12 protein-coding genes are annotated in these 12996 nt (G+C 73.1%); 6 read left to right on the top strand and 6 right to left on the bottom strand.

Annotated features, from left to right (window positions below; translation table 11 throughout):
- Window positions 1-154 precede the first annotated feature (154 nt).
- Together ACFYO5_RS08720 and ACFYO5_RS08715 are read left to right on the top strand one after the other, a co-directional pair.
- The gene (locus tag ACFYO5_RS08720; protein WP_388705836.1) at window positions 155-1459 is read left to right on the top strand and encodes a sensor histidine kinase; all 1305 of its coding nucleotides are present in this window, start codon (window positions 155-157) and stop codon (window positions 1457-1459) included.
- Entirely contained in the window at window positions 1431-2117 is a 687-nt protein-coding gene (locus ACFYO5_RS08715; protein WP_388705833.1) for a response regulator, read from the top strand. The genes ACFYO5_RS08720 and ACFYO5_RS08715 overlap by 29 nt, the downstream gene beginning before the upstream one ends.
- Here ACFYO5_RS08715 and ACFYO5_RS08710 read toward each other — a convergent pair.
- A complete protein-coding gene (locus tag ACFYO5_RS08710; protein WP_388705830.1) occupies window positions 2063-2605 on the bottom strand; it encodes an ATP-binding protein in 543 nt (180 codons plus the stop codon). The two genes, ACFYO5_RS08715 and ACFYO5_RS08710, sit on opposite strands and share 55 nt — an antisense overlap.
- A 433-nt stretch (window positions 2606-3038) precedes the next feature.
- The gene (locus tag ACFYO5_RS08705) at window positions 3039-3473 is read right to left on the bottom strand and encodes a MarR family transcriptional regulator (protein ID WP_356564571.1); all 435 of its coding nucleotides are present in this window, start codon (window positions 3471-3473) and stop codon (window positions 3039-3041) included.
- A gap of 200 nt (window positions 3474-3673) precedes the next feature.
- Here ACFYO5_RS08705 and ACFYO5_RS08700 point away from each other — a divergent pair, with 200 nt between their 5' ends.
- The 3 genes from ACFYO5_RS08700 to ACFYO5_RS08690 all read left to right on the top strand — a co-directional run bounded on the left by ACFYO5_RS08700 (window position 3674) and on the right by ACFYO5_RS08690 (window position 8378).
- On the top strand, window positions 3674-4840 hold the full coding sequence (locus ACFYO5_RS08700) for a SpoIIE family protein phosphatase (RefSeq protein ID WP_356564569.1): 1167 nt from the start codon (window positions 3674-3676) through the stop codon (window positions 4838-4840).
- A gap of 444 nt (window positions 4841-5284) precedes the next feature.
- Complete coding sequence (locus ACFYO5_RS08695; protein ID WP_388705826.1) at window positions 5285-7171, top strand: PP2C family protein-serine/threonine phosphatase; 1887 nt, start codon at window positions 5285-5287, stop codon at window positions 7169-7171.
- Window positions 7149-8378: a PP2C family protein-serine/threonine phosphatase gene (locus tag ACFYO5_RS08690; protein ID WP_388705823.1), complete on the top strand. Its 1230-nt coding sequence runs from the start codon at window positions 7149-7151 to the stop codon at window positions 8376-8378. Before ACFYO5_RS08695 ends, ACFYO5_RS08690 begins: the two co-directional genes overlap by 23 nt.
- A gap of 6 nt (window positions 8379-8384) precedes the next feature.
- On the opposite strand, the gene ACFYO5_RS08685 is transcribed toward ACFYO5_RS08690, so the two are convergent.
- The 4 genes from ACFYO5_RS08685 to ACFYO5_RS08670 form a co-directional block, all read right to left on the bottom strand.
- The gene (locus tag ACFYO5_RS08685; protein WP_388705820.1) at window positions 8385-8909 is read right to left on the bottom strand and encodes a MarR family winged helix-turn-helix transcriptional regulator; all 525 of its coding nucleotides are present in this window, start codon (window positions 8907-8909) and stop codon (window positions 8385-8387) included.
- Between the two features lie 418 nt (window positions 8910-9327).
- On the bottom strand, window positions 9328-9747 hold the full coding sequence (locus ACFYO5_RS08680; protein ID WP_356564564.1) for an ATP-binding protein: 420 nt from the start codon (window positions 9745-9747) through the stop codon (window positions 9328-9330).
- A gap of 426 nt (window positions 9748-10173) precedes the next feature.
- On the bottom strand, window positions 10174-10599 hold the full coding sequence (locus tag ACFYO5_RS08675; protein WP_356564562.1) for a DUF6003 family protein: 426 nt from the start codon (window positions 10597-10599) through the stop codon (window positions 10174-10176).
- Between the two features lie 269 nt (window positions 10600-10868).
- Window positions 10869-11714 (bottom strand): SDR family oxidoreductase, encoded by an 846-nt coding sequence (locus ACFYO5_RS08670; RefSeq protein WP_388705815.1) that lies wholly within the window; start codon window positions 11712-11714, stop codon window positions 10869-10871.
- A gap of 384 nt (window positions 11715-12098) precedes the next feature.
- Here ACFYO5_RS08670 and ACFYO5_RS08665 point away from each other — a divergent pair, with 384 nt between their 5' ends.
- Window positions 12099-12986: a helix-turn-helix transcriptional regulator gene (locus ACFYO5_RS08665; RefSeq protein ID WP_388705812.1), complete on the top strand. Its 888-nt coding sequence runs from the start codon at window positions 12099-12101 to the stop codon at window positions 12984-12986.
- Window positions 12987-12996: the final 10 nt, after the last annotated feature.

Raw genomic sequence — 12996 nt, 5'->3', positions numbered from 1 at the left:
TCCTCCACCGTCCGGACGACGGCACGTGGCGTCCTCGAACGCCGCCCGTGACGCGTCTCCTCCTCAAGGAGGGGGTCCTGGGGAGGAACGACGGCGGTCCGGTTCAGACCCGGGGAGGGCGGGCCGGGTGAGCAGCGCCTTTACCGTGGACCTCATGAAAGAGTCGGGGTCCTTCGCGGGCCGCCAGGTGTCTGCCGCGGTCACGGACGTGACGCTGGCCGTTCTCGCGGCGGCAGCGTGCCTGGCGCTGCCGGAGGCGATCCCGCCCGGCGCGCACCCACTGCGGCCGCCGGACCACTGGTGGCTCGCCCTGACACTGCTGTCGAGCCTGCCGCTCGCCGTGCACCGCAAGGTGCCGCTGGCGAGTCTGCTGGTGATGGCGCTCGCGTCCGGGACGCTGCAACACCTGTCGTACATCCCGCAGCTCGCCGGGCCGGACGGCACGTCGATCGGCCCCACCTACCTGGCCATGGCGACCGCCGTGTTCCTCACGGCCGCACGCCGCGCGCCGTGGGTGACGACTTTCGTGGCCGCCGTGTTCATTCCGCTGAGCGCGCTGACGGAGGCGTTCCTGGCGCCCGCGGGGCACCGGCTCGCCGCGCTGCTGACCGACGCCGTCCTGCTGCTGGCCGCCTGGGCCCTGGGCCGGCTGTCCCGGGCGCGGGCCGCCGTGCGGGACGGGGCGGTGCAGCGCGCCGCCGCACTGGAGCGTGAACAGGCCGCCAACGCGCGGGCGGCGGTGATGCGGGAGCGGGCGCGGATCGCCCGTGAACTGCACGACATCGTGGCGCACAACGTGAGCCTCATGATCGTGCAGACCATCGCGGCCGACCGGATCCAGGACCGTTCCCCCGACAAGGCGCATGAGTTGCACGCCGCCGTCGAGCAGACGGGCCGGGACACCGTCGCCGAGCTGCGCGGGCTGCTGGATGTGCTGCGCACCGACGAGGCGGCGGAGACGACGCCGTCGAAGGAGCCTCCCCAGCCGACCGTCGACGCGCTGCCGTCGCTCGTCGAGGCGGTGCGGGCCACGGGTCTGGACGTCGATCACGAGGTGTCGGGCCGGCCGGTCGCGCTGTCGGCCGGGCACCATCTGACGGTCTACCGCGTGGTGCAGGAGGCGCTGACCAACACGGTCAAGCACGCGGGTGCGACGCGCACCCGGGTCCGTCTGATGTGGGACGAGGAACCGGATCGACTGCACGTCCGCATCTGCGACGACGGGCCGGGCGGCGCCGGTGGGGCCCCGTCGGTCCCTCCCGTCGCCGGCGACGGTTCCGGTCATGGTCTGCTGGGGATGCGGGAGCGGATCGCCGCCACGGGCGGCACCCTGCACACCGGCCCACGGCCGGGCGGCGGGTACTGCGTCCACGCCGTACTGAAGCTGCCCGCACACGACGGCATCGCGAACCACGGAGGAACCGCGCACCATGGGAACCATCAGCGTCCTGCTGGCTGACGATCAACCGATGCTCCGGACCGGCTTCCGGTACATCCTGGAGGCGGAACCGGACATCGCGGTCGTGGGCGAGGCCGCCGACGGCCAGGAGGCCGTCGAGGAGACTCGCCGGCTGTCACCGGACGTCGTCCTCATGGACATCCGGATGCCGCGGATGGACGGTGTCGAGGCGACCCGTCTGATCTCGGAGGGCGGGCTGCGCAGCCGGGTCATCATCCTGACCACGTTCGACCTCGACGAGCACGTGGTCGACGCGCTGCGGGCCGGAGCGAGCAGCTTCCTCGTCAAGGACGGTCCGGCCGACTCCCTGGTGGCGGCCATCCGTACGGTCGCCTCCGGTGAGGCCGTGCTCGCGCCGCGCGTCACGCGACGTCTGCTGGAGCGCTTCGCCGGCATGCCCTCGGACGCCGTGCCTCCCGTCCCGCCGCGCCTGGACGTTCTGACGGCGCGGGAACTGGACGTCCTGCGGACTCTCGCGCGTGGACTGTCCAACGCGGAGATCGCCGTCGAGCTGGGGATCGGGGAGACGACGGTGAAGTCGCACGTCGCGCACATCCTCGAGAAGTTCCGGCTGCGCGACCGCGTGCAGGCGGTGATCCTCGCCTACGACTCGGGGCTGGTGAGCCCTCGCACGGCCCACCGCTCCGACCCGTCCTGAGCGGGGCCGGCGCGCCCCCGGCACGGGTCCGCCCCGCGGGGGCTTCCCGTCTGCCCTGGTCCGTGTCGGGTGCGGCCGTGCGGTGGCGCCGGGCCGGGTGAGTGGGCCAGCAGGAGCATCACGCGCACCGTCTTGCCGTCCGGGCGCGTGTCCACACGTACGGTTTCCGACAGCCGCTGGACAAGCGGCCATCCGAAGCCGCCGGGCTCCCAGGGGTGGGAGTGGCGCGTGTGCGGCTGTTCGCGACTGGCGTCGTCGACACAGATCGTCAGCGTGTCCGCGGCGGCCCCCAACCGGAACCCGGTGACCCCGTCGGCGTGCTGGATGGCGTTGGTCACCAGTTCCGACACGACGATCATCACGGCGTCCACCTCGGCGGAGTCCTGGGGGCCGATGCCGCGCAGGAACTCGCGGGTGATCTGCCGTGCCCGTTCCGCGGTCGTCGGGTTGTCTCCGAGCAGGGTGTGTTCCGCCTCGGTGGCGTGCACAGTGGCTACCTCCCGTACTCTTCGGCGCCCTGATGTCTCCGGTTGCCCGATTTCTTTCGACTCAAGCGGTCACCAAGGGTGAGGATCGGCCGGAAGGCGGCACGTCGGATGAGCGGGGCGTGATCCCGGAGGCGCTCGTCACGTGTCGTCGACGAACCGCCGTCGCGCCGCCGGGGCCGCCTCGGCTCCCCGCCCCGCCCATGGGAGATGTTGCCCACAGTGGCGCAGCTCGGCGCGTCAGGGGGTAATCGGGTTCGTGAAGGGGTTGACTCAGCGGACAGTTGCCATTTGACAACTTTAGCCGTGAGGCAAGAAGGTGGAGGCGGGACGTGCAGGGGGAAGGATCTGGAATGTTCCGGTGGGCGGAGGCCGCTCCGTTCGCCGATCGCGGGCGCCGAACGGTGGGGGCGGGTCCGGCGTCACGGCGGGCCGCTCAGGCGCTCCTGCTGCCGGATCCCCGGGCGTCGTCGTCTATCCGCGCCGCCGCCGCGTCACAGAACGCCTCGAGCCCCTGCAGCAGCGCGGCCCGCTGGGCGAGGGGCATCCGGTCGAGCACGGACCGCAGCGCCTGCTCCCTGCGTGCGCGCAGATCGGCGAGGAACGCCCGGCCCCGGCCGCTGAGGTGCAGGCGCAGCTCACGCCTGTCGGCGGCGCTGACCACGCGCTCGACGAGGCCGGCGGCCTGCAGCCGGTCGCACAGCCGACTGGTCGACGGCGGAGTGGACGCGAGACCGTCCGCGAGGGTGCGCAGATTGATGCCGTCGTGGTACTCGAGGATGAGCAGCACGCGCAACTGGGACGCCGACACAGGTGCCGTCGAGGCGCGGCCCCACAGGACTTCCAGCAACTCCGCGGCCGTGGAGGTCACGCGCGCGACCTCGTCTGGCTCTGGGCGGGGGCGGAAGGAAGTCACAGTCACACTCTCGCAGGCACCGGGATGACCGTCAGCGTACTAGGCGAGCGGTCGGGCCGTGGCCGGCCGGACCGCTCCGCTGCCGTCACGACGACCTCGCCGCCCGCCTGGGGCGCACTGACCTCCTCCGACAACAGATAGGCGTATTCACCATCGTGAACAAATTCGTGACCGCCGAGCGTGCTCTGCGTACGGCGGCGCCCCACCAGTTGCTCGACGCCGCCCGTCGGGTGCTCGCCGAGCAGTACGCGGCGGACTCCGTCGAGCTGTTCATGGCCGACTACGGCATGACCGTGCTGCAGCCGGTGTCCGCGCTGCCGCACACCCTGGAACCGGTCTCCGTGCACAACAGCCCCGCCGGTCGCGCCTTCGGCGCGCAGGAGCCGTTCATCGAGGGCTGTCCCGAAGGCCTGGTGCGCGTGCACCTGCCCGTCACCGTGCGGGGGGACCGGCTCGGCGTCCTGTCGGTGACCCTCCCGGGCGGTGAGCACGCACGCGGCTGCCTGACGGAACTGGCGGAGATCGCCGAGGTGCTCGCGCACGAGGTGGTCGTCGCCGAACGGGACACCGACCTGTATCTGCAGGCGCGACGCAAGGACCGGCTGACCCTGGCCGCCGAGATGCAGTGGCAGCTGCTTCCCGGCCGTTCCTGCGCGCGCCCGGAGTACGAGCTGGGGGCGCAGCTGGAGCCCGCGTACGCCATCTTCGGCGACAACTTCGACTGGTCGGCGACCGCCGACCGGCTGATGCTGTACGTCTCCAACGGCATGGGCGAGGGCATAGAGGCCTCCCTGCTGACGAACCTCGCCGTCAACGCCCTGCGCAACGCGCGGCGGGCCGGCATTCCGCTCGCCGACCAGGCGGCTCTCGCCGACCAGGCGGTCTACGCCCACTACCGGGGCCGCTGCCACCTGTCCGTCCTGATGTTCGACTTCGACCTCACCAGCGGCCGGGTCCAGGTGGTGGACGCCGGCTCCCCGCAGATGCTGCGCCTGCGCGACGGCACCTTGGAGCGCGTCGCCCTGGAGGCCCAGCTCCCGCTGGGCATGTTCGAGGAGACCGACTACGTCACGCAGGAGTTCCAGGTCGAACCGGGGGACCGCCTCGTCTTCGTCAGTGACGGGGTCTACGCGGTCGCCTCGCCGAGCGGGGAGGCGTACGGGGACGCCGCCCTGACCCGGGCGATCATGTCCACCCGCCTGCTTCCCGCCGCAGAGGTCCCTCGGGCCATCCTGCGGGAGCTGACGGGGCACCGGGGCCGCACCGCCCCCCGCGACGACGCCCTGGTGGTCTGTCTGGACTGGCGCGGACGGCGACCGTGACGGCCGTCATACGGACACCGCCCGATCACGAGTTGTTCGCGCCACAGCACAGCGCTAATGTTTGTCATGCGACAATGATTGACTGATCGCCTGCCGCTCCGTGGTCACACGGTGTGCACGAGGGAGAGGAGCAGGTGTCGACACGGGAAGCGGCCTCCGGATCGGCGACGCGGCCGGCAGGCGCGTCCACGCCGGCACCTCCGACGCCCACCGGCCATCGGTTCGGGTCCTCCGCCCCGACCCCGTTCCGGGCGTCACCGAGGTCACGGCGGCGCTGCGAGACGGTGGTGCCGTCGCTCCGGGGCCGGGCGTCGCCGCCGGCTTCCCGGGGGACGACCGCGGCCGCCACCGCCGGGTCGCGGGTGAGGAGATGAGCGCCGTTCGGTGGCGTCGAGCGGCTGGGAAGCGTGGCCGTAACGGCCCCCGACGACCGGATCCGAGCCCATGACCGTCGCCTCCGAGACCTGGCAGATCGGCTCACCCGCCGACGCGGCCCGCGCCCGTGTCCTCGTGACCCGTCTCACGACGACCGCCGACGTACCACCGATCGAGCGCACCCGCTTCCTGACCACCCTCACCGCGCACCTGCGCCAGTGCCTTGCCCACGGCGGCGTCTGGGAACTGCACGTCAGCACAGGCCGACCCACCGCATCCGACGGGCACGGACACCTGAAGGCCACCGTGCGCCCGGCCGGAGGCCCTTCCCACGACTCGCCGGCCTGGCAGCTCACACTCGCCCGCGCCGACGCCGCACCGCCCGGCACGCCCGACACGGACCGGGCGGCACTGGCCGAGGCCTTCCTGGCCGCCGACCAGGACACCGCGGCGATCCTGGGCAGGCTGGACGAGCAGGAGGACGTGGTCCGCTTCCACCGTGAGGAGCTGCACCAGACCAACCAGGGTGTGCTGGCGCTCCACGCCGAACTGGAAGCCTCCGCGCTCGTCCAGCGCGAACTGCTCGACGCCGAGCGGGCCGCCCGCGGCGAGGCGGAGAAGGCACGGCGCCTGCTGACCTTCCTGGCCGACGCCAGCGCCGACGTGACCGCGTCCCTCAACCACGAGGACATCCTGCGCCGACTGCCCGGCCTGCTGGTCCCCGAGTACGCCGGTCACGTCGACGTCTGGATCCTCGACGACGAGGAGGTCCCGCGAGGCGGCCACCGTCCCGCCGCGGCGGTCGCCGCCGCCCGCACCGGCCGCCCGCAGCACGCCGCCGGCCATCCCGGCGGCCTGTCCGGCGTCGACGACCTGCCGCCCTCCACCCTGGCCGCCGCGCAGCCGCTGCTGTGCATCCCGCTCACGGTGCGCCACACCCTGGGGGTGCTCACGCTCACGGCTCCCGGCCCCCGATTCGACCCGGACACGTCCGTCATGCTGGTCGAACTGGCCCGGCGCGTCGGCATCGCCCTGGACAACGCCCGCCGTTACGAGCAGCACCGGGACACCGCCGAAGCCCTGCAGCGCGCCCAGCTCACCGACCTGCCCACCACCGAGGGCCTGCTCCTGGCCGCCCGCTACCTCCCCGCCACCCGCGGACTCAACATCGGCGGCGACTGGTACGACGCCTTTCCGCAGCCCGACGGAAGCCTGCTGGCCGTCATAGGAGACGTCACCGGGCACGGGCTGCGCGCGGCCATCATGATGGGGCAACTGCGTACCGCGCTGCGCGCCTACGCCGTCGAGGGCGACAGCCCCGCGCAGCTCCTCACCCGTCTGCACCGGCTGCTGCGCCACCAGCAGCCGGAGCTGTACGCGACCGCGGTCATCGCCCGCTTCAGGCCCGGAGATCCCACCGTCGTCTGGGCAGCCGCCGGGCATCCGCCGCCCCTGGTGCGGGCACCCGACGCGACGGTCCGCGTGCTGGACGCCAAACCGGGGATCATGCTGGGCGTTCCGCTGCCGTACACCTACGAGGACCACTGCACCGAGCTGGCACCCGGCTCGACACTCGCCCTGTACACCGACGGCCTGGTCGAGCGCCGCGCCCTGGGGATAGACCTCGGGATCGGTCGCCTCGCCCGGGCGCTGTCCTCGCTCGGCGCGCGCGAGCTGGAACAGGACCTGGACGTGGCGGCCGAGTCGCTGCTCAAGCCCCTGCTGTACGACTCCGAGCGAGACGACGACGTCTGCCTGCTGCTGTGCCGCACCACCCCCGCGCCACCGACCGGCCCGTCACGGAACGTGGAGGCCGACGTGCCGTACACCCCCGCCTCCCCTCAGGCGCGACGGGCGAATCGGTCCGTCGTACATTCCCCGCGTCCCAAAACCGGCGCCCACGGCGATGACGTGGAGGCGACGAGGGGAGAGGGTGGACGCCGTGAACACATCTGAGCCGGGCCTGTCCGCGGAAGCCCACCTTCGCGCCGCCGCGCCCCACGAACTGGTCGGCACCGCCCGCCGCCTGCTCACCGACCGCGTCGGGGCCGAGGAAGTGACCTTGTTCCTCGCCGACTACGCGCTGAGCGTCCTGCGACCGGTCACCGACCTGCCGCACACCGGCGACCCGGTCCCCGCCCACGACGGGCCCGCCGGCCACGCCTTCGTCAGCCAGTCCCCGGTCGTCGAGATCACCAACGGCTCGACGCCCGCCCACCTCGTTCACCTGCCGATCACCGTCCGCGGTGACCGGCTGGGCGTCCTGTCCGTCCGCCTGCCCAGCGGCGCGGCCGACCCCGGCACGGTGCTGCGGCTCGCCGACTTCGCCACCGCCCTGGGGCACGAGGTCACCACGGCGGGCCGCGACACCGACCTGTACCTGCGGGCCCGCCGTACCCGACGCCTCACCCTCGCCGCCGAGATGCAGTGGCAGCTCCTGCCCGGCCGGGGCTGCGCCCGCCAGGAGTACGTCATCGGCGCCCATCTGGAGCCCGCCTACGCCATCGGCGGCGACAACTTCGACTGGTCGACCGACGCCGACCACCTCACCCTCACGGTCACCGACGGCATGGGCCAGGGCATGGACGCTTCCCTGCTCACCAGCCTCACCGTCGGCGCCCTGCGCAACGCACGCCGCGCCGGCCTGGGGCTCGCCGACCAGGCCTGCCTCGCCGACCAGGCCCTCTTCGCCCAGTACGGCGGCAAGAGGTACGCCTCGACCCTGCTGCTGAGGTTCGACCTCGACTCCGGTGTCGTGCGGGCCGTCGACGCCGGTTCACCCCGGCTGTACCGCCAGCGCGACGACACGATCGAGGAGATCGCACTCGAGGCGCAGCTCCCGCTGGGCATGCTGGAAGAGACCCTCTACGACGAGCAGACGTTCCCTGTCGAACCGGGCGACCGGCTGATCGTGGTCAGCAGCGGCGTGCACGGCGCACGCGGCCCCGACGGCGGATCCTTCGGGGACCGAGCCCTGCGGCAGACCCTCGGCGCCACACGGCTGGAGCCTCCGCACGAGGCGGCACGTGCCGTGGTCTCCGGTCTGATCGAACACTTCGGCAGCAAGGACCTCGCCGCCGACGCCGCGGTGGTCTGCCTGGACTGGAAAGGCCGCGGCATCGAGCCCGCGCGGCACACGCGGCGTACGGCAGCGGTGCGCTGACTTCCGTCACCGGCACTCCGCCTCCGCGTCCTCGCCCGCGCCCTCACGCCGTGGCGCCGGGGCGTTCCGCGCGGCGCGAAGCGCTCTCAGCCCACGGCTCAACGCCGCCCTCTCGGCCGGTTCCATCACCTTCAACGCGCGAGCCAGCGCCTGTGCCCGACGCCCGGCCACCTCCCTGAGCACCTGCCGACCGGGCACGGTCAGGCTCAGCTGCACCTCGCGGCGGTTGTACGGATGGGGCGCGCGTTCCAGCATGCCGGCCGCCTCCAGTCGGTCACACAGCCGACTGGTCGTGGGCGGCCCGATGTCCAGCCGGTCCGCCAGGGCCGTGAGATTCATTCCCGGCGTCGACTCCAGAGCACGCAACGCCCTCAGCTGATGCAGGGACAACCGCGGCGACGCGTTCTGCGCGGCGACGGTCCACAGGTCCGTCAGGCTCTCCACCGCGTCGGCGATCTGCAGTGCGACGGCCTCGGGGCCGTCACGGGGGGCTTGCGCCGGGTTGTCGCCGGGGCCGTCGAGGTGCGTCACGAACGAGTCACTCCCCGTAGGCCCGGGGCGTTGCGATTGCCATGCTCATTCAGAGGCTGTACCCGAGGAACCGCACGGCAAGCGACCGCCGGTGTGTGCGATCGCCGACGATGCCCGCCCGTACCTGCCCCGGCCGGTCCCCGGGTGCCGCGCCGCCGTCGGAAGCGAGCCGGGACCACCGTGTCGCCCGTCCGCCAGGACGGTCGCGAAGGCGAACGGCCCGGAGGGTGGTCGCGGCCGCACGGGCGTTTCGCGCACCCGTTGGCCGTGGCCCGCACCAATCCCGTCCAGGACCCGCGGCGTCCCCTACCGTGCCTCGGCCCTCGACCGCCTGCCGCGCCGGACCCGACGGGACGCCGGGCGCGGCTCACGGCCCGCTCCCCCGACACCGGACGACGAACCCGCCGCGGGGCCGGCCTCAGAGCGCCAGGACCGCGCGCACCCTCTTGCCACCCCCGCTGACCGGGGTGACGTCGAACCGGTCCGCCAGGCACCGCACCATGGCCAGGCCCCGCCCGCTCTCACCCTCCGCCGTCAACGGCCGCACCCGCGGCCGGTTCGGGCTGTCGTCGTACACCTCCACGGTCACCCGCCCGACGGAAACCTGAAGGCGCAGTCGGCAGGCACCGCGGCCGTGCCGGGTGGCATTGGTGACCAGTTCGGACACGATGAGCGTCGCGTCGTCGATGTGCCCGGCACCCACTGCCGCCGACCGGTGGCGGGACCGGGTGAGGAACACGGTGGTCAGCCTCCGTGCCCTGCCCGCCGACGCGGCCTCGTCCGGCAGCAGATACTCCGCTCGTACGGAACGCCGATGGGTACGCCCGTGCGCACGCATGGCGGATCACTTCCCCTCCTGGGACAGCCGGCATCCTCGCGGTCCGACCGCTCGCCGGGCCGCGGCATGTCTCGCGCGGCTGGTCCTGCCCAGTCGTGATGCCCCGCCCCGGTGATCGCCAACCGCGCGGGCCCGTCGGGCCCGGCCTGTCGGCCCCGCGCGCTGCCGCACCGAGGCCGCTCCGAGCGGGGGCGGGGCGCGCGGACGCCGGCGACGCGGTGCGGTGAGGCGGGCGCCGAGAAGAACGCGGGCAGCCGGTCAGCACGGAGAGGCACAGCGACAGCCGGCCGGTGCGGAGGGGAACGCACACAGCCGGCCGGCCCTCTCCGAGGGACCGGCCCATGCCCCTTCGAGTCGGGGCGGCGACGGGGAACCGCATCGCGGTGATCCCCACCGCCCCACTCCCCCGGCCCCGGCCCCGGGGAGTCAGCCGTTGACGGCCCGGACGATGTCCTGCGGGTCCAGGCCGGTGAGTTGCGCGATGCGCGGTGCGGGAATCCCCGAGGTGAGCGCCTGGTGGACCAGGGAGCGCCAGTCCTGGGTGGTGTCGCGGAAGCCGAGCAGCTCGGACTCCATGTCGGTCACGGACCGGGGCGCGCACGCGTGCTCCACCCGCACCGTCTCCTCCTCGCTCAGGGGGACCGGCAGGCGCTCGGCGTCCTCGGGAATGAGCACCTCGGCTCCGGACGGCACGATCCTCACGCACTCGGAGGAGGCGGGGACCCCGTGCGCGTGCAGCCATCCCTGGACCGCCGGAGTCTCGGCGCACTCCAACGCGCCGACGGCGGCCAGTGCCGCACCCAGACGCGGAGCGCGCTCGGGAAGGACGAACAGCAAGGCGTCGTCGGCCATGGCGTGACACCACCCTCTCGGTAGAACTCGTACACGGTGAGATGCCCCTACCCTCACAAGGCACTCCGACCCCAGGGCCGGCACGGACTCACCCGGGTGGACGGCCCGCTCGACCGCGTGTACGCACACCTCCGACCGCGCGGGGACCGTGCGGTGGCGGCCGCCCCACATGGTGGCGCGGCTCCGGCGTGGAGAGGGCCTTGCCCGTCCGTCCCGCCGGAGCCGCGCTCCTTCGCCGGTTCGTGCCGGGGCCGGCGTGGACACCGCGCTCAGGCGTCGGTGTCCTCGTGGCCGAGGTCCCCGCCCAGTTCGCGGGAGGCCTCGACCTGTGCGAGGAGTTCCCTGGCCTTGGCCGTGACGCCCTCGATGGCGTCCGCGCCGGCGACGAAGCGCAGCGGCGGCCGGTCCTGGCCGGCGAGAGTCAGCAGGGCGCGGGCGAGCCTGGCGGGGTCGCCGGGCTGCTGCCCGTCGATGCTCTTCCAGGCTTCGACCGTGGCGGTGGTGCGCTCGGCGTAGTCGTCGATGGTCGGTTCGGGCCAGGTGGTGGAGGCGTCCACGAGCAGTTCGGTGCGGAAGTAGCCGGGCTCCACGATGGTGGTGCGGATGCCGTACGGCTCGACGTCGTGGTGCAGGGCCTCCATCCAGCCTTCTACGCCGAACTTGGAGGCGGCGTAGGCGGAGGTGAACTCCGTGCCGACCTGACCGGCGAGCGAGGAGATCGTGATGACGTGGCCGTCGCGCTGCCCGCGCATGACGGGCAGGACGGCGCGGGCGACGTTCATCGGGCCGAAGAGGTTGGTCTCGATCTGCTGCCGCATGTGCTCCGGGGAGACCTCCTCGAAGTAGCCGGCGAAGAAGTTCCCGGCGTTGTTGATCAGGACGTCGATGCGGCCGAACCGGTCGACGGCGGCCCGCGCGGCCGCGTGCGCGTCCGCCGGGCTGGTCACATCCAGCCTGGTGACCAGCAGGTCGTCCTGCGGCCCGCCCAGGGTGTTCTCGACCTCCTCGGGACGGCGGCCGGTGGCGACGACCCGGTGGCCGGCCGCGAGGGCCTCGCGGACGATGTCCGTTCCGAGACCGCGTCCGGCACCGGTGACGAGGATGACCTTGCTCATGAGGGATTCCTTGCTTCGGGCCCCTTGCACGGCGCCCGACGGGTTGGGGAGTGGAGTGGTCGGCAGGTTGTGGCGGCCTCGTACCTCGGGGTGAAGGTGTGAGCCTTGTTCGGCGGGCATGCTCCACAACTCGGCGGCGGCGTGGCGGGGTCGTACGGCTCGTGGGTGGGCCGTGCGCTTGACCGCTCTCCTCCGCGCCCTTCCGCACCCGGTGCGGATACCTGCATCGGGTGCGGATGCCGTGGGCGGTGTGGTGAGCCCGCTGTCCAGGCAACCACCCGCGGACGCCCCGTGGGCCGCCGTGGAGGGCACCGCTGTTACGGGGGTCTGGCAGTGCCCCCTTTCAGGGCGTCGTCCTGGAGGGGGGCGCCGTACGGTGGTCCCATGGACCGCAGCAGCGAGATCCGTGAGTTCCTGCGCACCCGCCGGGCCCGGATCACTCCCGAACAGGCCGGTCTCGCCCCGTACGGCGGCGCCCGCCGCGTGCCGGGGCTGCGCCGCGAGGAAGTCGCCCAGCTGGCCGGGGTCAGCGTCGACTACTACATCCGCCTGGAGCGGGGCCGCACCCGGGGCGTCTCCGAAGCCGTCCTGGAGGCCGTCGCCCGCGCCCTGCGGCTGGACGACACCGAACGCGCGCACCTCTTCGACCTCACCCAGCCCTCGCCCGCCCGGGCCCGCAGCAGGCGGCCCCCGGCCCCGCAGCGGGTCCACCCGGTCCTGTACCGGACATTGGACTCTCTCGGCGTTCCCGCGGTGGTCCAGGGGCGGCGCACGGACGTGCTGGCCGCCAACCGGCTCGCCCACGCCCTGTACACGGACTTCGAGGCCCGGCCCCGCCGCGAGCGCAACTTCGCCCGCTTCGTCTTCCTCGACGAGGCCGCCCGCAGCCTGTACGTCGACTGGGAACGGGTGGCCGGCGACTGCCTGGCCGCGCTGCGCCTGTACGCCGGACGCCACCCCGACGACCCGCAGCTCACCGAGCTGGTCGGGGAGCTGTCCCTGCGCAGCGACGCCTTCCGCCGCATGTGGGCCGACCACGACGTCGTCGCCCACACCAGTGGCACCAAACGCCTGCACCACCCGCTCGTCGGCGACCTCACCCTCGACTACGTGGTTCTCGCGGTCGAGGACGACCCCGAGCAGACCCTGGTCGTGTACACCCCGGAACCCGCGTCCCCGTCCGCCGAGGCTCTCGACATCCTCGCCAGCTGGACCAGCACGTCCGCCCCGGGGCGGCACACCCCCGAAGAGACCTCCGGCCCAGCCGGCTGACGCCGGCGGG

This window comes from Streptomyces sp. NPDC006259, from assembly GCF_042870975.1.
Taxonomy (GTDB): domain Bacteria; phylum Actinomycetota; class Actinomycetes; order Streptomycetales; family Streptomycetaceae; genus Streptomyces.
Note: the sequence above shows the minus strand (reverse complement) of the source record. Positions and strands in the feature narration are given on the sequence as shown.